Raw genomic sequence first — 18,766 nt, forward strand, 5'->3', positions numbered from 1 at the left:
ACTTATCCTAAACGGCAAGTCGCCTTACTTCGGAGGCAAATGATGCTTGCAGGATCCCAGCCCCTTCGGACGTGCGAATGATAGAGGAGCGACAACGTACATTCTCTGAAACGAACCATATTCTTTCTTCTGCAATCGATTGACCATATTGTGTGTTTAAGATAAAAGTACCATCTTCAAGTAGTTGATAAGAGGATATTGCTTCTTCTGATTCTGCATAACCAATACTGCGAATTAGGCGGCCTTTCGAATTGTTTTCTGGGATAGGAATAAGGAGGCACTCTCCTTTGGATACTTCACCCGGATTCTCGGGTTCCCAGTCACTGTCAGCCTCCCACTTCATGAAAAAGGGACAGAGGTTTTCGGAACTAATACCAGATTTAGCTAACAATTCTACTACGCGAGGATCATTGCTTTTAATAGGGGTGATGCTAATTTCGCTAACGACGTCTTCGAAAATTTGAAAAGCAAGCGAATGGCCGCTCCGCATTGATTTCCACTCGCCAATGCTCTGAGCAACAAATTGCTCAATTGTCATGCGACAAATCACGCTTGCTTGAGTCTAGTTCTGCCTTCCTTGATGTTTGCACCATATTAACCATTGAATCAATCATCATAGACATTGAAGCCGGAACTTCCTTGATTGATTCATTGAATAATCTGTTGTAGTGGTTGCGTCCTGAGGCGCGAACGATAGCCATGGCTGAAAATGTTGGCGAGAAGATTTTAGATGTTTATAAGTGGTGTTATTCCTGTTTTAATTATTCGTTGTGATAGAGACGATTTTTCCACCTTGCTGATGAATGCTTTTGACAGTGGCTGACAATGAAGTTTGGCTCACCACAGACCGTTGCGCAACCCTGCGGTTAGCGCCTAGTTGTTTCCGTGATCTCCACAGCACAGTGAGAGTCGAACCAATGCCGACGCTTTTGCGTCCGACAAGATCTGGTGTTTCACCGGTGGCAAGACTGCTTAGCAATCTTGAACGAGAGACTCCATCAAATCCTGCAGTACCTGGGTCTACTGCATTAGCTCGATTATAAGCAAGTGTTGTGGAACCAACGGTTGTTTGCTTGTTTCTAAGAAATGGAACCTGATCGACTCCAAAGGTTTTCAGGTACTCATCGCTATAAGTGTAACTGGCGATTTCAGCATCAAATCCTTCATCCGCCATTAGGCGTACGTGCTCCATGACTTCGGCTTGGTCGTTAGGAGATCGACCCAGTAAATGTTTGAAGTTTAGTTCTACAAATCGGTAAGGGCTATTTCTCTCAAGAAATATTTTACGGTAAGTTTCTGACTGTGCCAGGGCTGTGATTAAGCCCTGCACAGTGAGATCACCATTCATGAATAGTGCGTCTATCGAAGGCAATATATCCAGCTCCATCAGATGCATGTTGCCAAACACCTGCCGGTAAGCGGCATCGAGAACCTCACGCGAGTGGCCCGGGTCGAGATTGGCTGTCGTTGCTTGGGTAATCATTGCTTGGAGTAATTAGGTCGATAAAACATCATTCCCGAATGTCTCGGGAATATCATTGCTAATGTCACATCACTTCTGTGATTGAAACGATTTTACCGCCACGGGCGTGAATATACTTCATTTGGGAGCTCATATCTTTTCCGGAGACGAGATAAGTGCTGCTGGCAGTTCGTTGTCTTGCGTTTCTCGTTTGAGCACTAACGACAATCCGGAACCTCTTCGTGGTTGGATCTGGTGAACCTGACTGTGCGCTGTTGCGATTGATGCGGCTTGTGGTGTTAGACCAACCGCTTGGAACCATGCCTGTCGCGACTGAGTTCACCAAGGCGGAACCCGTGAGGACGGTGTCGCTTGCTGCGAAACCTTCTGCTAGTGAAAGATGGCGGTTGAATGCCACCTGTGAACGGCCGTTTTCGCTCAGAATTCGCATGTAAGGGATGGTGTCCTCACCAAACACTTCTTGATACTCTGAGGAATCGATGTAGCTGCTGATTTCAGCTTCATAACCCTGATCGGCAAGAATTTGAATATGTTCGCTCACTTCCTGTTGGGATTTAGGTGCTCTCCCGAGGAAATGTTTGAAGTTCAGTTCAATGAAACGATAGGGTGCGTTGGTTTCAAAGAAGCGACGCTTGTATTCAGCTGAATTACCGATTGCACGCACGAATTCGCGTGTGCTGAGGTAGCCATCGCAGTAGCGGCTTTCAGCCGACATGGAACGTTCGAACTCCATGAGATGGGGATTACCCATCACTTGGCGATAGCAGGATCTAATCAGAGCACTGATCTGATCAGAGCTATCTCCAGGGCATCGCTGGAAAACTTCTTGTTCTCTTTGACCGAGGCCGAAGTTGACGTAGGCGTCGTTACGAATTGGAGCTGCATCTTTCCCTGAAGTGACTCCAGGTTTTTTAGGTGCAAAAGCGGCGCGCGCATAGATGCCTGAAAGTGACGTTGTTCCACCTGTTACTTGGCTTGGCGTGTTAATCCGCTGTGTGGTGTTCTTAGCCAAATTGCCCTGCAAGATGCTGCGGGCACCAACAGCACTATCACTGATTGCAAAACTTCTCTCAAGTGCCGCCATGTTGGGGAAACAAGCGGTAGACAGATCCGCTGGAGAGTTCCAGGCGCGGGCATAAGGAATGATGTCTTCGCCAAAGACTTCGGCGTATTCTGCAGAGTCAACAAGTGCATCAACGACGGCGTTGTGACCGCCTTCATTGAGAATGCCGATGAGGCGAGACATCTCAGATTGGCTCTGGGGAGGACGACCCAGCAGATGTTTTGTGTTGAGTTCAATGCCCCTCTGGGGAGCTACTCCCTCGAAAAATCTTTTCTTGTAGAAACTGCTCTTTGCTAAGCCACGGATGAAGTCGCGTACATTTAAGTCTCCGTTGCAGAGCTGGGCCTCAAGTTCAACGGATCGCTCGAAATCCATCACGTGTGCATTGCCATAGACCTGTCGGTAACCGGCTGCGATTGCCTGCTCAAGAGCTGCACTGTCGTTGGGGCTGTAGAGCTCTTGAACCACACCGTGGGGGCAATTTTCGTGTAAGCGAGGCCCAATCGCGATATTCATGTTGGCGCATGACTGACGTAGATATTCGCTGTTCGTCAGTGCTGGCTTGTTCTGTGTGGTACCTCCACGGTTGAAAGAAACAGGGCTTGACCACTTGCTGGCGGCACCGAATCCGGTTGATGCAGGCTTACTGAGTGTCATTGTGAATGTGTGGTGAGGTTGAGATTGGTTGGATGTCTTGACGAGGTAAGTCAGATCATCAACTTATGGGAGTAATGCTGGCGATTTTGCCGCCTTCTCGGTGGATGCGAATGAATTGTTCAGATAACTTGTCGAATGGGACGTAATAGACCCTGTTTGATTTCACATAGCGAGAAATACGTTTCAGGTTGTTTGATCTGTAGCCAGTCACTTCAACACGAAAAGTTTTCCCTTCAGCTCCCGCGCCAACGCCCAGGCGAGTAGGGGCTTCCTGAAGATTGGTTGCTGGTCGGAAGCTCCAACCGGTGCTTTCTTCAGACGAAGGCCGAACGACCGGAAGCGGTCGATTTTGGTATGCCGCTCCACCGAGCTTTGAGGCTTTACCGGAGAGATCACCCTTGAGACTGCTACTGCTGTTGCCCCGCAACAGCTGAAAACTCCATGTGAATTCCTGCATCGTTCCGCAGGATTCAGTTTTCCATCCGCGTTGATAGGGAACAATCCATTCTCCATAGGTGTCTTGATATTCTTTTGAGTCAATAAAAGTGTCTATATCTTTTTCAAATCCAGCAGAATCGAGTGTGTCGGAGTGGCCTCTCATTTCCTCGTAATCTGTTGGCGCACGTCCGAGTAAATGTCGAAATGTAAGCTCGATATAGCGGTAGCGAGAACAGCTATCGAAAAATCTTGTTCTGTAGAGGTCGCTTTTGGCGAGTTTGCGAACCAGCTCGCGAACGCTTAATTCGCCGAGTTTGAATTGAGATTCTGTGATGAGATCTCTCTCACTGTCCATGACGTAGGCATTGCCTAGCACCTGGCGGTAGGTGGCACGAATAATCTCAGCTTTTTTGAGATCATCATCTCCTGGCAGAAGTTCAACAACTGCATCAGTGTCGAAGCTTTCTACCCCAAGGAGCGAGGCCGGACCGAATGGCATGGACAGGATCCACTTATCGCCGTACCATGATCGGCCAATTGTCGTCATGTATACGGCGGTCTTTACAAACCTCAACCCGTACTGCTCCTGAGGCAACTCGGGGGCGTGAAGAGTTGAGCTTTGATTAGAGATCCTGAAGATTCTCGAGGCTGAGACGTGTTGTCTTCCTCGTGATCGGGTTCCAATGGTCGAGTTGCTCTGATGGTCGTGTCAGCAACATTGAGATCATTGTTTCAAAATTTTTGCAGTACGAAAAATCTGCACCTTTGATTGAATCCGCAGTTTCGAAATCTGCGTTTTCAAGGTTGGCGCCGCGGAAATCGGCCAGATCCAGTTGCGATGTGCCAAAGCGTGCTCGCTTGCAGCAGGCTCCTTTGAAGCTGGCATTGCGAAGGTCTGCACCAACAAATGAAACGTCATCGAGAACGGAACCGCTTAAATCGGCACCACTGAGATAGGCCCCCAAAAAACTGGCGCCCCTGAGATCAAGCCCTCGGAGGTCTGCGCCGTTGAAAAACTGTCCGTTCAGTCGTGCTCCAGGACCAACGGCGCCAGACGAGGCATATTGGAATTCACTCGGCCAACGAGTCGCCCAGTCAAATCTTGCGAGCCGAAGATCGGCACCTTCCAGGTTGGCATTGCTGAGATCTGCTCCCCTCAGATCAACGCGGCAAAGCTTTGCCTGGCTCAAGTTTGATTCTTTAAGATCTGCGTTTTTCCACGATGCGCCCCTTGCATCGATGCCTTCGCTCCCATCTCGATCAAGAAAAAACGGTTGTTGTTGTTCAGATGTAACCCAATTCTTGATCAAAATAGCTTATAAGTAAACAAGAATCATACAGTGCGGCGTCCGACTGGTATGGCATTTGTTTGCCTTCATTGCGTTATTTGGATCAATCATTAATGATGTGAAGTAAGTATTGAGTATCTTGTAGATTTCTTTTCATTCGAAACTGATGTATCTCTCTGCTTTACAGTCGTTGCTCTAAAGGCTGTTTCTTCATTATGAGCAAGAGCGAGTTACGGAGATTCATTCATGACGCCAACCGATCGGATGAAATCAAGGCAAAGCTCTCGACTGCTGGTCCCGAGCAGATTCTTCAGATTGCTCAAAGTTATGGGTTTAATTTCTCCGATGAAATAAAAGGTAGGTTCATCAATCGATGGTATGGAGTGTATTTCTGCCCGGATCGCGAAGAGGTTGATCAGCTGTGCCCATGTCTAAAGCCGAATGGATTCCCCACGCTTGCCCATTACTCTCAATCAACTTGTAATGTTGAAATGCAACAGGAGGAGAAGAATTTTCGTTCAGGAGAAAAGTATTTTCGCTGAATGTCTAAGGGTAACCAAATGAGCTGGCTTACAGCCCAAGGAATTTTGCGGGAATGCCATCAAGCCCGTTGTAGCCGAGCATCTGAGCGATCAAATTGATGGTCATGCCACCCAGGTGAATAGCTGCAATAAGAATCAAGCCGCGCCAAAGCTTTTCAAATGTTGCGGGAGGGTTGCCCTGGGACCATGCGCTCGACTGCTCTGGCATGAATCAGCTAGTTGTTCTTGGATAAAAATACGTTTTTGAGATTTTCATGGAGCATTCCTCATTACTTCTTTACAAAAAATCTCGTCACGCCCACCACTGTGGCGGGATTTCCTCAGACCAGTCTTCCTCGCGATGGAAGTGGAAGTCTCCAGCGACTGATCCCCAGATCCGTTGGTGTGTTGTCAGGTCATAGCCCCGGTCCAGGGTGGTCATTCCCTCAGGACTGAGTTGAAAATGGCTCTTCAGGTAGGTGTCGACGCCGTTTCGATGCACGATGCAGCGACAACCCGGTTCGGTGGCGCCGACAAACGTTGAAGGGCCGCTTGGGGTGACGTCGTAGGCGCAACCTTCAAGGGCATCTAGCGCTGTTTCTGCAATAGCGTTGCGAACCGCACGAACTTCAGACGCGCCCTGAAAACGTTGTGGCTCCTTCAGGCGAAAGTTGATCACACGAATGGACGTCGTCTCCCCATGGAGAGTCGGCCGCAGAATTCGAACCCGATAGGGCTGATTCGGGTCGACGGCATAACCCTGTTCGAGCAACAGCGTGGGCGTTGAAAAGTGCGGTAAGGCCCTGTATTTGAGAATGATGTGGGCAAAGAATGGGGGATTCTCAAAGGCCTGCTGCTGATTGCTATGCCGTCCGGTGAGCAAGCTGCAGAACTGCTGAAGGAGCTCACTGCCGACCTGTGGCATGGACCGAAAACAGGAGCGCTGGCCTTGAACCTAGTCAGCTCTCTGCCACCACGTGTTGGGCCGATCAGGTGCGCAGCATCTCGCCGGCGATTGTGAGCAGCACCCGTCCGAGCTCGAACGCACCAACGGTCGCCAAGACCAGCCAGGCTTTCAGGGCCCATGCAGGCGGTTGTCCATTGACCCACACCGGGGAGGTCTGCATCTGCGATGCGACGAGCAGATCCATCCGATTCGGGCTCGGTGCCCGATCCTGCAGGGAATCGCGCCAGTCGGCTCCATAGCGAGGGAATTGTTGGTAAACCGGGGTTTCACCAAGAGCTCGGCCCGGCAGAACACGCGACCTCTGCTGCGGGACCAGGTCATAGCCAAAACAATTCATGTATTCCGGGCTGTCCAGCAAGGTGTCGATAAAGGCTGCGAAGCCCTTCTCTCCAATCACGATCGACCAGGCTCGGCGTTCGCTGTCTCCGTGGGTCGGGCGGCCGAGTACACGCCCTACAACCTGATCCACCATCCGGTAGTTCGAACTGCACTGGTAGTAGCCCTGCTGAAATCGCTCGGAGAGGAGCAGGCCACGGATGAAATCCCGAACAGTGATATTGCCGCTGCGAAGCTGAGACTCAAGGAAGGGCTCCCGATCAGAGAGCATGGCGTGGAAGAACACCTGGCGGTAAGCCTGTTCAATCAGGGTGTCCATCTCGCCGCGGATCGTCTCGTCTCCAGCAGCTGAAGAGGTATAGATCTGACCTCGAACCGTGCTGTTATCGCCTGCGAGATTGCTGACGCGACCGTTCTGCGTGATGAGCTGGTACTCAAGGAGCGGGATGGCCATGAGATGAGCCGTAAGTAGAAATACTTGGTTGAGATCTTGATTTGGTTCTGCGGTGCTCCGCTGGTCTCTTATCAGCTCTTAACTGCAGATTTGTTGAGCTGGGCGCTGAGGTGCCGGAAGCAGTCGCGAATGAGTTGCTGATCGCTTTCCTGCGAGATCCCCTCCAACACAAGCTCTTTCAGTTGATCGAGGGCGATGTTCATCCCTTCTGTGGGCACGTTCATCTGCCGATACAGCTCTCGCAGTGCCGCCATTCCTTGCGGGTTTGTAAAGGTGCTCTGATTGCAGGCCACTGCGTAAATGATCACGCGGAGAAAGTTCCAGCAATCTCGCCAACAGGCCTCCGCCCTCTCTGCCGGAAACAACGCACCACCAGGTTCCACCAGCTGCGGCTGTGCTTCAAGCAGGTGGGCCCTCGCTTTGTTCACCAACTGATCTGCCCTGTTCAGCAGATTGCCGGGAAGCCCGCCATCCACGGCGGATGCCTGGCAGATGCCTTCCAGTTCCTCGTGCGTGAGCAGTCGTTGGGCCTGGTCTGCCTTGCTGATGATGGTGCGAGTGGTTTGCGGTAGTGCAAGGTTCGTGCTGAGGCCCTGCACCTGGGCGTTTTGGATCAGGGTCTTGACGTCGGGCTTTTGGGAGCTCAAGGGTTGGTGATGGCAACCGGGGTAGCGATCAGCCAGCCGTGGCGCTCAAGGTAAAAAGCCCACACCAGATCTTTCCCCAGCCCCGGGCAACGGTTGACGGCAGCGTCCGTGAGTTCCGGCGCCACACCCAGTTGCGACAGAAGTAAGGCGACGGCCTCAGGGCTGGAGGCCGTGGCGGTGCGGATGGCTGATCCAACGACCCAGGTCAGACGTGTGTCCTTGAGATCTCCTCTGCTTTTCTCGCAAGCCAGAAGCAGATTGGCCGGTGTGGTGTGTTGCTCGAAAGTCTCCTGCCAGAGCGCGATGTTGTCATCGAGAAGATTGATTCGAAAACAACCTTCTCCCACGGGTAAATCCAGCTCGCCTCTAGTGCCCGCCTGTTCCTGCAGCGCAGCAATTCTTGAATCAGCCAGTGCGTTCATCGAAAAACGCCACGAAAGTTGGATCTGTCCAGTGTCCCGGAATTTCTCCACCCCAGTCCCCGGTTCGTTGGAATCGACATGCAGATCACGACACACACTGCAGGTGTCATCAAGGGGATTCTTTGGAGGAAGCGGCCGAGGATTTCTTTTTCAGCAGGCCGGTGAAGGTGGCAAGGGCAAACATCGCAAGCAGCGCAATGCCCAGCGAGACACTGGCGCCCTTGGTGACTCCGGCTCCAACGGCAACAAGAATCGAATCACTGATCAGCACGCTGATCAGCAGGGCTGGCGCAAAGATCCGCCAATGGGTGCGGCTGATGCCGATGGCATAGCTGAGGAAATCGAACAGGCCGGTCATGAGCAGTCCGGTCATCAGGAAGAAATTGCCTTCCAGCTGGTTCTTGCTGAAGCCGTCGATCTTCTCCATGGCGCCGGCACCCACGAGACGGCTCACTGGACCTCGCCCCCAGCGTCGGGCGATGTAGAAGGCCGAACTGCAGAACACCAGGTCGGAAAGAATGATGGTCAGATAGCCAACCTTGAAGCCCAGAAGGGACCCCGCCAGGAGTGAATAAACGGAACTCGGTAGAGCGGGAAGAATGATGCTGATGCCACGCAGGAGAAACAGGCCCAGCGGGGCCCAGATTCCCATCTCGTTCACAGCGTTTTGAAGTGGTGCGATGCCGTAGCGCTGGAGATAAACAACAACGACGACAACAACGGCGACCCAGGCGCTGATCTTCAGTGCTGTCTTCAGCCTGGACATCTCATTGGCTCGAAAGCACTCGGGAATGTAGGGCAGTCGTGGTGTGCCTCACTGCCGTGTGGACACAAGGCACAGCATCGATACCATCAGCGAGATCTCTCCACACGAGGCCAGCCCGGTGACCACCACCTCCCCGCGCACCGCGTTTGAGCAGCAGTTGTGCACCCATCTGCTCAGTCTCAGTGAATTGGTGGAGACCCTGGCCGACCGTTTGATCGATCTGGACGCCAGGCTGGCCGAGGTTGAGGGGCAGCAGGTTGCTGATGCCGAGATCGCCGCAGTGAGTGATGACGCAGGCGAACTGCTTTCCGCGAGTGAAGAGAAAGTTCGAATGCTGCGGGAACGTCTGAACCCCAGCCAGGTGATGTCCCTTCACACCGTGGATTCGCCAGATTCCGCCGCTGACGAAGCCCCTCATCCCGAGGCGTTGAGGGAGGACGAATGCGTTGAGGACGAACGCGTTGAGGACGAGGCTATTAGTGATGACACTGAATACGTGGATGACCCGCAGATCGATCTGCTGTCGGCCTGATCAGTCCAGCTCTAGAAGGCGAATGCGAAAACCAGCCACTTGACGTGCCATTTCAGGTGAACTGATCAGAAATGGATGGTCTGCCATCGCGGCCAGTACAGCTTCGAGATGGTCCGCCTGGCTGGCGGTGGAGCCTTTGCCGCTTCGAAGTTGTTTCCACGTGCGGTCGAAGACCATCGCGAAGCTGTCGGCGTTGTTAAACAGCCTGTCTGTCGCCGCATCGGGGGGGATGAAGGACACAGGACATTCGGCATCAAGGTGATGCCAGGACCCAGATTTGAACTGGGGACACGGCGATTTTCAGTCGCCTGCTCTACCAACTGAGCTATCCCGGCGTGTCGCCTAAGCGACCGCGACATCTTAAATCACGGCCTGGGGGCGGTGTACGGGCAAGACAGATCAGCCCCGCGACTCGATGGCCCGATGCCTCGAGGGCGGAACAGGCCGCAAGTGCTGTCCCACCGGTCGTGAGAATGTCGTCGGCAAGCCAGATGACCTGATCGTTGCCTTGCCAGTCAGCTCTGGTTTCGGCGCGGAAGGCCCCCTGCAGATTGGCGAGCCGTTGGTGGCGGTTCAGGCTGTGCTGACCAACGCCAGCCCGGGTGCGCTGCAGCGTGGGACGAAACTCCATTCCCATCCCGGCTGCGATCAATTCAGGAAAGGACTGCCGCTGGCGACGTCTCCAGCTTGGTATCGGCACTAACACTGCATTCCTTCCCAGGGTGCAGCGATCGGCCAGAAGCTGAACCAATCCCTGCAGCTGAGTTGTATCAGGAACCAGGCGCTGTCTGATGACAAGCTTGCGGAACTCTCCTGAGTAAGAGGCCAGTGCCTGAAAGGGCAAAGGGTCTGTCCCGTTCAGAAGAGCCGTTGGAATCTCCAGTCGCCTGCGACAGAGATCGCAGGGACGTCCTCTTGCGCTGGCTTCAATGCCTTGCCGACAGAGCGGGCAGCAGGGTTCCACCAGGAGGCTGCGGGCCGCTTCGAGAATGCAGTTCAGCAGTGTGGGGTTCGCAACTCCTGATCAGGATTCCCCTCAGCCGTTTTCTTTCGGCATGGCCCGAAGCATCGAGACCAGGGTGCGATGGGCATCATCGCTGTCGGTGAGGTTGTGATCGAAGCGGATGCGAACGGATTCGCCATCCACCTCCAGTTCCATGTCCTCAGGGGTGACAGACACCATGCGTGCGTTTGTTGGGGCACTGACGCCCCCGTAATGACGCGCGTAGGCCAGCACAGCCTCGGCGTGATCGTCATTCATGTGTCGGCAGATCCGAGTGCTGACGTCGGTGGTCAGTGGGTCGGCAGTCATGACGGAAACGGTTCTTTTGCAAACTCTGGCAGTGATCGGGTCAGCCGAAGCGATCCAAGAGCAGCAAGCCGAGCCGAATTCCACTGAACGCTACGTAGCCGGCCAGGATCACGAACAGTCCGATGGCCAGACCATCGCGCAACTTGTTGGGCATGACGCTCCAGCGGTGCGTTGAATTCTCACCCGGCGACGGCATCCAGTGCTAGACGTGCGACCCCGGCGGCTGGCGGATGAAAGCAACTCACGACCGGAACCCTTAACCGGCGTTCGCGAAGTCTTCTCCACTGCGGATTGCGGGCCCCGCCTCCGAGGCTGATCACCCGGCTGGGAGGTGATGCCCCGAGCTCCGTGAGGCAGTGCCAGCCCTGTTGTTCAATATCCGCCAAACCCTCCAGCAATCCGTGGAGGTAGAGCGCGTCGCTGACTGGGCGAGGCTCCAGAACGGGCTCAAGGTCCGGGTCGTCGACGGGGAAGCGTTCGCCTCGTTTTGGGTATGGACGAAGGCTCAGGCCACTGTCCGTTTCTGGATCAATCTGCCGGCTGAGTTCCTTGAGCAGCTCGTCATCAAAAAAACGGCTTAGTACGCCACCGCCAGCATTGGAGGCTCCTCCACACAGCCAGCGTCCCCCTACCCGGTGACTGGTGATCCCCGGTCCCCGGATGGGTCGTTCCGTGAAACGCTTCATCACCAACGTGGTCCCCAAAACCGTGATTCCGTCGTCGTCTCCGGGATCCGCCGCCAGTACAGCTGCGTTGGAATCGGTTGTTCCTGCGATGACCTTCAGCTGTTCGGGCAAACCCAGTTCAACGGCGCGCTCAACGGCAATTCGCCCAAGCGTTGATCCGCTGGGACTGATCTGAGGCAGGGCATGCATCCATGTCTGCTCAACAACTCCAGGAAGCCAGGCGTTGTGCTCGAGATCCCATCCAAGCCTGATGTTGTTCCCTTCTTCTCCCCAACGCCAGTCGTTCAAAAGCCAACCGTTCAGCCAGTCCGCCTGATGGCGCACCAGCAGATCGCCGCCGTACTGCTGAATCAATTGCAAGCAGCGGGCAAGGCTGCTGCTCGTGCTGGCAGCCGGTCCACCATCAGGGACCAGCTGTTGAAGTTGTTCCGCGTGAACTGGAAAGGCTTCTGAGTATTGGAGTGCTCGGCTGATCGGTGCTCCATCGGGCTGGCAGGCCAACAGGGTGCCTGAGGTGCCATCCACAGCCAAGGCAAGCAATCGGCAACGCATTCCTTCAGGAATGGCGTGAATGAGCTCCCTGCATCCCTGCTGCCAATCTTCCGGCCGCGTCAGCCCTGTTCGATAGCGAGACGATTGGCTGTGCAGAATCGTTTTCTGCTCATTCAGCACGGCAACCCTGATGCCGCTGGTCCCCAGGTCGATACCCAGAACCAGCGGACTCTCCCCCATCGGGTTCAGGCGGTGACGCCCTGCTTGAGACGGTTGGATTCCGCCTGCAGGAGCTCAGCACTCTTGTCGGCGACATCTTCCCAGGGTGCCTGGAGATCGTTCCGTCCGAAGTGTCCGTATGCGGCGGTGTTTTGGTAGAACCGTCCTCCCCGTTGCTGGGGAAGTGTTCGCAGCCCGAAGCTCTCGATAATCGCGCCAGGGCGCAGGTCGAAGTGTTCCTGAACCAGTTCGGTGAGTTCCGCATTGGAGACCTTCCCTGTGCCGAAGGACTCGACCAGGATCGAGACGGGTTGTGCCACTCCAATCGCGTAACTCAACTGCACTTCCGCACGCTCGGCCAGGCCGGAGGCCACCAGGCACTTCGCGACATAACGAGCGGCATAGGCCGCTGAACGGTCAACTTTGGTGGGGTCTTTGCCGGAGAAGGCACCACCGCCATGACGGGCATAGCCCCCGTAGGTGTCGACGATGATCTTGCGGCCTGTCAGGCCTGCGTCGCCCTGAGGCCCACCCACCACAAATTTTCCGGTGGGATTCACGAGGTATTTGGTGGCAGTCCTGTTGGGCTTGAGGGTCAGATCTGCAGTGGCTGGTTCCACCACATGGGTCCAAAGATCCTCTGTAATGCGATCCCTGATTCCTTTCTCGTCAGTGATGCCGGCCACCTCAGCGGTGTGTTGGGTGGAGATCAGGATGGTGTCGATGGCGACGGGTCGGTCGTCCTCGTAGACGACGCTGACCTGGGTTTTTCCGTCCGGCAGCAGATACTCGAGGGTGCCGTCATGGCGGACCTCGGCCAGACGTTTTGAGAGCCTGTGAGCGAGGCTGATCGGCAGCGGCATCAGCTCCGGCGTCTCATTGCAGGCATAGCCGAACATGATCCCCTGGTCTCCAGCACCAACCAGATCGAGGGGATCACCCTCGTGATCATCGGCTTCATCGACCCCCTGGGCAATGTCCGGGGATTGCTGATCAAGGGCCACCAGCACTGCACAACTATTGGCGTCGAACCCGCCTGCTCTGGCGCCGCTGTAGCCAATCTCCCGGATCACATTGCGAACCAGATGGATGAAATCCACCTGGGCTTTGGAGGTCACCTCGCCAGTGATCATGCAGAGACCTGTGTTCACAACGGTCTCGCAGGCGACCCGGCTCGCTGGATCCTGAGCCAGCAGTGCATCCAGCACGGCATCACTGACCTGGTCACAAATCTTGTCCGGATGTCCCTCCGTGACCGACTCAGACGTGAACACGAAGCGGCTCATGGACCAGCAGGAACAGTTCGGCGGACTTTACGCGCAGGGTCTCACGCTCAGATCTGCCCATCGATCAACCAGATGATGGGCGCTTGGCAGTTGTGGAGTCACAGCCCAGCCGCCACGGAACCCGATGACAACGCCGATCCCTGCGGAGCGGGCCATCGTTAGATCCGTTTCCGCATCGCCAACTAGGGCACAGTCGTTTGCTTGGAGCTCAAGCTGCTCGCAGAGGGCATGAACGGCGCCGGGATCAGGTTTCGGCGGGGTGTTGTCGGCACTCCAGAACCCGTTCATCCGCTTGTGAAGGTCGTGGTGAGATAAGAACTGCTCGATCCCATCAGCAGTGTCATTGCTGATCACGGCCATCGTCACCGCTGCGCGATCTAGGGATTTCATCAAGGTATCGACGCCTGGCAGCAGAGCGCTGATCGTGGAAAGCCCTGCAGGGCCTTGATCGCTGGCATCAAAGCTGGCTGAAGCGATCTCGCAGGCTTCCGGCCAGCTGCACCCCTGAAGACAAAACACGGTGGCCATAGACGTGAGATTGTCACGCCGGGCGGCAACTGCCAGGGTGCCAGCTGGATCGAGACCGTTTTCTCGTCGTCCGAAGGCATTTCGCAGTTGTTGGTGAAGCTCAGCTTCAGAGGAAACAGAACGTCCCTGCTCTCTCCAGGTCTGTAGAGCTTGCTCAATCCGTTCGTCAGCGAGCCGCAACAGGTGCGGCTCGCTGTGAGAAAGGGTGCCGTCCTTGTCGAACAGCACCCCCTTCACACGTCCGATGGGCTGCCCCCTCAACAGCAGCTCCGCCATCGACTGATTCTGGTTTGCTCAGACCATCATCGTGCCCAGGGCTTCTTCGCCTTCTTCAGCCTGCTCGAGCAGCATCTTCTTGTAGCGAGCAGCCATTTCCTCGGCGTTGTCGAAGACCTTCTGCGGGTCCGTGAGCATGTCACCTGGTTCGGGTTCCAGTGCTTTGGTGGACAGCGAAATTCGTCCACGTTCCGCATCGAGATCAATGATCATCACCTTCATTTGATCGTTCACATTCAGCACCGAATGAGGTGTTTCGATGTGTTCATGGCTGATCTCAGAGATGTGGAGCAGACCGCTGACGCCGCCGATATCAATGAATGCGCCGTAAGGCTTGATGCCTCGAACGGTGCCGATGACAACTTCTCCAACCTCGAGGCGATTCATCTTGCGTTCAACCAGCGCCCTGCGATGGCTGAGCACCAGGCGGTTGCGCTCTTCGTCCACTTCCAGGAACTTCAGCGGAAGGAAGTCAGCAACCAGTTCTTCTTTGGGCTTTCGGGTGCTGATATGAGAGCCGGGAATGAAGCCTCGAAGTCCTTCAACCCGAACCAGAGCTCCACCTCGGTTGGTGGCGAAGACCTCTGAATAAATGGTGGCGTCCTCCTTCTGAAGTTGTCGTACCCGCTCCCAGGCACGTTGGTATTCGATTCGACGAACCGACAGGGCTAGCTGCCCATCCTCGTTCTCCTCACTCATGATGAAGAACTCACGGATTTCACCTGGCTGCAGCACGTCGCTAAGACCCTCGACGCGATTGATCGACACTTCCTGCAGGGGCATGAAAGCCGCGGTTTTTGCGCCGATGTCGATCATGGCGCCCTTGGATTCAAGGGCAAACACGGTGCCATTGACGATGTCGCCCGGCTTGAAGTTGTAGTCGTACTTGCTCAGAAGAGCAGCAAATTCATCCAGGGTGAAGCCAGCATCATCAAGGCTTCGGCTCGTGGCTCTGCTGCTCGGGTCATCCGCGCTGGGGACGTCCTCCGGGATGCTCAGATCGTCCTCGGCGAATGCATGTTCAGCCTCTTCAACGGCAGAGCTCTGATCCGCAGTTGTCTCAGCGGTCACTGGGGCGCTGCTGGCTTCAGCTGTTGGAGTTTCCTGAACCTGCTCTTCGGTAGGAGTCGCGGACATGGGGGTATGGCGGTCTGCCTCGGGGGGGCAGTACGAGAATTTCCATGGTCCGCCCGCCGACGATCCACGGAGAATTCACGATCTTACAGAGTGGGCTTCAGCCGACGGCTGCGAGGTGTGTCTCGTCCCGATTCATGGTTTCGAGAGTTGAGATGAAATCGCTGATGCCGCGGAACTGTCGATAAACCGAGGCAAAACGGATGTAGGCCACCTCACTCATGACTTTGAGCTGGGCAAGAACAAGTTCGCCAATTTCGGCGCTGCTCACTTCGCGTCCGCTCCGCTGTTGCAGCTGCAGTTCCAGTTCCTCAACCATGGATTCCAGGCGGGAGGCGTCGAGGCCTGTTTTTTCGCAGGCACGGTTCAGGCCATGCAGAAGTTTGCTGCGACTGAAGATCTCTCGGCTGCCATTGCGTTTGACCACGGTGATTGGAACGGTTTCCACCCGCTCATAGGTCGTGAAACGGAATTCGCAGTTGAGACATTCTCTGCGTCGGCGCACACTGCGTCCGGAGTCAGCCGCGCGTGATTCGAGAACACGGCTATCTGTGTTTTGGCAGGAGGGGCACTGCACGCCCAGTAGATCCTTAAAAGTGCACCAACTGTAGACAGTGTTTTGAGTCTTGAGAAGGGCCTGCACGACATCAGTCTCAGCTTCGATTCGCCGGGATCCTCTCTGCTGTCATGAGACTGGCCGTTTTACGGATCCAGATCGAGATCAATCTGCGACGCAATGTCGGCGAGGCAATCAAAAAGCCCTGCCGTAGCAGGGCTTTTGGTGAAACTCACTTGCCGATCTTTGGGGGATCGCGGAAAGCGATTGCAAAAAACAGAGTGGCAATCGCGAGGGTGAGGATGAGGATGTAAGCGAGGCTATCCATCGGAAGAATCCTGTAGGGAGACTATTTGAGGGGAGTTCCCGCTGGGGGAACGTAACCATCGGGGAGACGGCGTGTGGACTTGTCACCGAGCTTGGCGAAGAGACCGAATTCAACCTGGTCGCCAAGATCCGGATCGATACCCGCGAACACATCTCTGTAAAGGGTGCGAGCACCGTGCCAGATGTGGCCGAAGAAGAACAGCAGCGCGAAAGTGGCGTGTCCAAAGGTGAACCAACCCCTTGGAGAACTCCGGAAGACACCGTCAGAGTTGTAGGTCTCTCTGTCGAAGTCAAATCCTTCGCCAAGCTGGGACTTGCGTGCAAGACGCTTCACGTCTGCAGGGTCACTAAAGGACTGTCCGTTGAGAGCGCCCCCAAACACCTTGGCTGTTACGCCTTGTTGTTCGAAGGAATACTTCGCTTCAGCACGGCGGAAGGGGATGTCTGCGCGAACAATGCCCTGCTCGTCTTCGAGAACAACGGGGAAGTTCTCAAAGAAGTTGGGAAGACGACGAACCTGAAGCTCTCTGCCTTCTCCATCGGTGAACACGATGTGGCCCACCCATGAGGTTGCCAGACCATCGCCGTTCACCATTGGACCTACTCGGAACAAACCACCTTTGGCGGGGCTGTTGCCGACGTAGTCATAGAAGGCAAGTTTTTCAGGAATCGTTGCGTAAGCCTCTTCACGGGTGGCGCCGTCATCCATTGCCGTTTGAACACGGCGATTGATCTCTGTCTTGAAGTAGCTCTGATCCCACTGATAACGAGTGGGGCCAAACAACTCAACAGGGGTGGCTGCCGAGCCGTACCACATCGTTCCAGCAACGATGAAGGCTGCAAAGAAAACAGCCGCAATTGCACTCGCCAGAACAGTCTCGATATTTCCCATTCGAAGTGCTTTGTAGAGCCGTTCCGGAGGACGTGTCGTGATGTGAAAAATGCCGGCAATGATGCCAACGATGCCGGCTGCAATGTGGTGGGCAACAATTCCGCCTGGATTGAATGGATTGAACCCTTCAGGTCCCCAGGACGGTTGTACGGCTTCGAGATGGCCCGTAATTCCGTATGGGTCAGATATCCACATACCTGGACCGAACACACCTGTGAGGTGAAACGCTCCAAATCCGAAGCAACCCAGACCCGCAAGAAGCAAGTGGATTCCAAAAATCTTGGGTAGATCCAGTGCAGGCTCACCAGTACGAGGGTCCTGCCAGATTTCAAGATCCCAGTAGGTCCAGTGCCAGATCGCCGCGAGCATCAAAAGGCCGCTGAAGATGATGTGGGCAGCGGCGACTCCTTCAAAGCTCCAGAAGCCTGGGTCAACACCCGTTTCTCCGGTGATGCTCCAGCCTCCCCAGCTACCGGTGACCCCAAGGCGAGACATGAAGGGCATCACAAACATCCCCTGACGCCACATCGGGTTCAGAACCGGATCAGAGGGGTCGAAAATGGCCAGTTCGTAGAGAGCCATGGAGCCGGCCCAGCCGGCAACCAGGGCTGTATGCATGAGGTGCACGGCCAGGAGTCGACCTGGATCGTTAATAACGACTGTGTGCACCCGATACCAGGGCAATCCCATGGGACAGGTTCGAGGAACAAGGCTGCATCGGCAGCCAGACTCGGCGATGGTAAGGGTTATCAGCTGTGCTTCGTCGGCTTAGGCAAAGGGACGAAACGTGCCGTGACACGGATCCCAGCAGGCTGTATTCACAAAACGCAATCCTTCCTCCCATAGTGGTGCCCCTTTCGCGAATCCTTTATGCCCGTCATTCGATTTGTGCGTGAGGGTCGCGATGTTGATTGCTACCCGGGAGAGAACCTCAGGGACGTTGCGCTGCGGGAAGGGATTCAGCTGTACGGGCTGAAAGGTCAACTGGGCAACTGCGGGGGTTGCGGACAATGCGTTACCTGCTTTGTGTCCGTTGTCGATGAGGGCGACTCCGATGCCCTAACGGCCCGGACGGGTGTTGAAGAAACCAGGCTGCGTCGTCGACCCCAGGACTGGCGTTTGGCTTGTCAGGCCCTCGTTGAGCGCTCGTTGTTGATCCTCACCCGTCCGCAGGTCCGTCTTCCCAATGCAGATGCGCGATTGACAGCAGCGCGTCAAGCCGCTCTCCCCGAGGGGCCGACGGCCTGGCCAGCTGTGGCTGTCGCTGATCAGGATGAAGATGCTGAAGCTGCTACTGCCGATGAAGAGGACTGACCCCGGTGGGCTGATCGACACGTGTCGGTGATACCTTCTCGAGGCTCGTCCCAGCGGCCATGGAAACCAACGATCTCGGATTCGTCGCCAGCCTTTTGTTCATTCTGGTCCCAGGGATCTTTTTGCTGATTCTCTATATTCAGACCAACAGCAAGCAGCAGGGCTGATT

General features: G+C 55.1%; 26 protein-coding genes and 1 tRNA gene. 4 read left to right on the forward strand and 23 right to left on the reverse strand.

The genetic code is table 11. From position 1 onward, the window contains the following. Positions 1 to 7 precede the first annotated feature (7 nt). From SYN9616_RS0114235 to SYN9616_RS15935, 6 genes are all read right to left on the reverse strand, one after another. Positions 8 to 538 carry a phycobiliprotein lyase gene (locus SYN9616_RS0114235; protein WP_028953696.1) on the reverse strand — a complete coding sequence of 177 codons (531 nt, stop codon included), beginning with the start codon at positions 536 to 538 and terminating at the stop codon, positions 8 to 10. After that, entirely contained in the window at positions 528 to 701 is a 174-nt protein-coding gene (locus SYN9616_RS17495; RefSeq protein ID WP_156918842.1) for a hypothetical protein, read from the reverse strand. The genes SYN9616_RS0114235 and SYN9616_RS17495 overlap by 11 nt, the downstream gene beginning before the upstream one ends. 56 nt (positions 702 to 757) lie before the next feature. Further along, complete coding sequence (locus tag SYN9616_RS0114240) at positions 758 to 1,483, reverse strand: phycobilisome rod-core linker polypeptide (RefSeq protein ID WP_037991090.1); 726 nt, start codon at positions 1,481 to 1,483, stop codon at positions 758 to 760. Positions 1,484 to 1,547: 64 nt separating this feature from the next. Next, the gene (locus tag SYN9616_RS0114245; RefSeq protein WP_028953698.1) at positions 1,548 to 3,203 is read right to left on the reverse strand and encodes a phycobilisome rod-core linker polypeptide; all 1,656 of its coding nucleotides are present in this window, start codon (positions 3,201 to 3,203) and stop codon (positions 1,548 to 1,550) included. 58 nt (positions 3,204 to 3,261) lie between these two features. After that, complete coding sequence (locus SYN9616_RS0114250; RefSeq protein ID WP_028953699.1) at positions 3,262 to 4,140, reverse strand: phycobilisome linker polypeptide; 879 nt, start codon at positions 4,138 to 4,140, stop codon at positions 3,262 to 3,264. A gap of 124 nt (positions 4,141 to 4,264) precedes the next feature. Further along, positions 4,265 to 4,951, reverse strand: coding sequence for a pentapeptide repeat-containing protein (locus tag SYN9616_RS15935; RefSeq protein ID WP_255326797.1), 687 nt, complete (start codon positions 4,949 to 4,951; stop codon positions 4,265 to 4,267). Between the two features lie 194 nt (positions 4,952 to 5,145). Between SYN9616_RS15935 and SYN9616_RS15940 the strand changes: the two genes are divergently transcribed. Beyond that, positions 5,146 to 5,472 (forward strand): Nif11-like leader peptide family natural product precursor, encoded by a 327-nt coding sequence (locus SYN9616_RS15940; RefSeq protein WP_037991093.1) that lies wholly within the window; start codon positions 5,146 to 5,148, stop codon positions 5,470 to 5,472. Positions 5,473 to 5,500: 28 nt separating this feature from the next. Here the strand turns inward: SYN9616_RS15940 and SYN9616_RS0114260 are convergent, their stop codons facing one another. From SYN9616_RS0114260 to SYN9616_RS0114285, 6 genes are all read right to left on the reverse strand, one after another. After that, on the reverse strand, positions 5,501 to 5,680 hold the full coding sequence (locus SYN9616_RS0114260) for a hypothetical protein (protein WP_028953700.1): 180 nt from the start codon (positions 5,678 to 5,680) through the stop codon (positions 5,501 to 5,503). Positions 5,681 to 5,764: 84 nt separating this feature from the next. After that, a complete protein-coding gene (locus tag SYN9616_RS0114265; protein ID WP_028953701.1) occupies positions 5,765 to 6,376 on the reverse strand; it encodes a chromophore lyase CpcT/CpeT in 612 nt (203 codons plus the stop codon). A gap of 64 nt (positions 6,377 to 6,440) precedes the next feature. Further along, positions 6,441 to 7,208: a phycobilisome rod-core linker polypeptide gene (locus SYN9616_RS0114270; protein WP_028953702.1), complete on the reverse strand. Its 768-nt coding sequence runs from the start codon at positions 7,206 to 7,208 to the stop codon at positions 6,441 to 6,443. Positions 7,209 to 7,279: 71 nt separating this feature from the next. Then, entirely contained in the window at positions 7,280 to 7,855 is a 576-nt protein-coding gene (locus SYN9616_RS0114275; protein ID WP_028953703.1) for a phycobilisome polypeptide, read from the reverse strand. Further along, a complete protein-coding gene (locus tag SYN9616_RS0114280) occupies positions 7,852 to 8,277 on the reverse strand; it encodes a hypothetical protein (RefSeq protein WP_028953704.1) in 426 nt (141 codons plus the stop codon). The genes SYN9616_RS0114275 and SYN9616_RS0114280 overlap by 4 nt, the downstream gene beginning before the upstream one ends. 109 nt (positions 8,278 to 8,386) lie before the next feature. Further along, positions 8,387 to 9,043 carry a TVP38/TMEM64 family protein gene (locus SYN9616_RS0114285; RefSeq protein WP_028953705.1) on the reverse strand — a complete coding sequence of 219 codons (657 nt, stop codon included), beginning with the start codon at positions 9,041 to 9,043 and terminating at the stop codon, positions 8,387 to 8,389. A 118-nt stretch (positions 9,044 to 9,161) separates the two neighbouring features. Between SYN9616_RS0114285 and SYN9616_RS0114290 the strand changes: the two genes are divergently transcribed. Continuing rightward, positions 9,162 to 9,575: a hypothetical protein gene (locus SYN9616_RS0114290; RefSeq protein WP_232200537.1), complete on the forward strand. Its 414-nt coding sequence runs from the start codon at positions 9,162 to 9,164 to the stop codon at positions 9,573 to 9,575. On the opposite strand, the gene SYN9616_RS0114295 is transcribed toward SYN9616_RS0114290, so the two are convergent. The 11 genes from SYN9616_RS0114295 to psbB all read right to left on the reverse strand — a co-directional run bounded on the left by SYN9616_RS0114295 (position 9,576) and on the right by psbB (position 17,973). After that, a complete protein-coding gene (locus SYN9616_RS0114295; RefSeq protein WP_028953707.1) occupies positions 9,576 to 9,815 on the reverse strand; it encodes a hypothetical protein in 240 nt (79 codons plus the stop codon). Between the two features lie 22 nt (positions 9,816 to 9,837). Further along, positions 9,838 to 9,910 (reverse strand) — tRNA-Phe (locus SYN9616_RS0114300). Further along, positions 9,901 to 10,539, reverse strand: a complete 639-nt coding sequence (locus tag SYN9616_RS16755) for a ComF family protein (RefSeq protein WP_084218366.1) — start codon at positions 10,537 to 10,539, stop codon at positions 9,901 to 9,903. Before SYN9616_RS16755 ends, SYN9616_RS0114300 begins: the two co-directional genes overlap by 10 nt. Positions 10,540 to 10,611: 72 nt before the next feature. Next, entirely contained in the window at positions 10,612 to 10,887 is a 276-nt protein-coding gene (locus SYN9616_RS0114310; protein ID WP_028953708.1) for a DUF2470 domain-containing protein, read from the reverse strand. A gap of 179 nt (positions 10,888 to 11,066) precedes the next feature. Next, the gene (locus tag SYN9616_RS0114320; RefSeq protein WP_028953709.1) at positions 11,067 to 12,305 is read right to left on the reverse strand and encodes an FGGY-family carbohydrate kinase; all 1,239 of its coding nucleotides are present in this window, start codon (positions 12,303 to 12,305) and stop codon (positions 11,067 to 11,069) included. A 5-nt stretch (positions 12,306 to 12,310) separates the two neighbouring features. Continuing rightward, a complete protein-coding gene (gene metK, locus SYN9616_RS0114325; RefSeq protein WP_028953710.1) occupies positions 12,311 to 13,570 on the reverse strand; it encodes a methionine adenosyltransferase in 1,260 nt (419 codons plus the stop codon). Between the two features lie 27 nt (positions 13,571 to 13,597). Continuing rightward, positions 13,598 to 14,374 carry an HAD family hydrolase gene (locus tag SYN9616_RS0114330; RefSeq protein ID WP_028953711.1) on the reverse strand — a complete coding sequence of 259 codons (777 nt, stop codon included), beginning with the start codon at positions 14,372 to 14,374 and terminating at the stop codon, positions 13,598 to 13,600. A gap of 18 nt (positions 14,375 to 14,392) precedes the next feature. After that, entirely contained in the window at positions 14,393 to 15,511 is a 1,119-nt protein-coding gene (locus tag SYN9616_RS0114335) for a 30S ribosomal protein S1 (RefSeq protein WP_028953712.1), read from the reverse strand. A 97-nt stretch (positions 15,512 to 15,608) separates the two neighbouring features. Next, on the reverse strand, positions 15,609 to 16,085 hold the full coding sequence (gene nrdR, locus SYN9616_RS0114340; RefSeq protein ID WP_028953713.1) for a transcriptional regulator NrdR: 477 nt from the start codon (positions 16,083 to 16,085) through the stop codon (positions 15,609 to 15,611). Positions 16,086 to 16,296: 211 nt separating this feature from the next. Beyond that, positions 16,297 to 16,392, reverse strand: a complete 96-nt coding sequence (locus SYN9616_RS0114350; protein WP_028953714.1) for a photosystem II reaction center protein T — start codon at positions 16,390 to 16,392, stop codon at positions 16,297 to 16,299. A gap of 21 nt (positions 16,393 to 16,413) precedes the next feature. After that, a complete protein-coding gene (psbB, locus tag SYN9616_RS0114355; protein ID WP_028953715.1) occupies positions 16,414 to 17,973 on the reverse strand; it encodes a photosystem II chlorophyll-binding protein CP47 in 1,560 nt (519 codons plus the stop codon). Positions 17,974 to 18,153: 180 nt separating this feature from the next. On the opposite strand from psbB, the gene SYN9616_RS0114360 reads away from it, so the two are divergent. After that, on the forward strand, positions 18,154 to 18,597 hold the full coding sequence (locus SYN9616_RS0114360) for a 2Fe-2S iron-sulfur cluster-binding protein (protein ID WP_028953716.1): 444 nt from the start codon (positions 18,154 to 18,156) through the stop codon (positions 18,595 to 18,597). A 59-nt stretch (positions 18,598 to 18,656) separates the two neighbouring features. After that, on the forward strand, positions 18,657 to 18,764 hold the full coding sequence (gene psbM, locus SYN9616_RS0114365; protein ID WP_028953717.1) for a photosystem II reaction center protein PsbM: 108 nt from the start codon (positions 18,657 to 18,659) through the stop codon (positions 18,762 to 18,764). Positions 18,765 to 18,766: the final 2 nt, after the last annotated feature.

Source organism: Synechococcus sp. CC9616 (genome assembly GCF_000515235.1).
In the GTDB taxonomy this organism is placed as follows: Bacteria; Cyanobacteriota; Cyanobacteriia; order PCC-6307; family Cyanobiaceae; genus Parasynechococcus.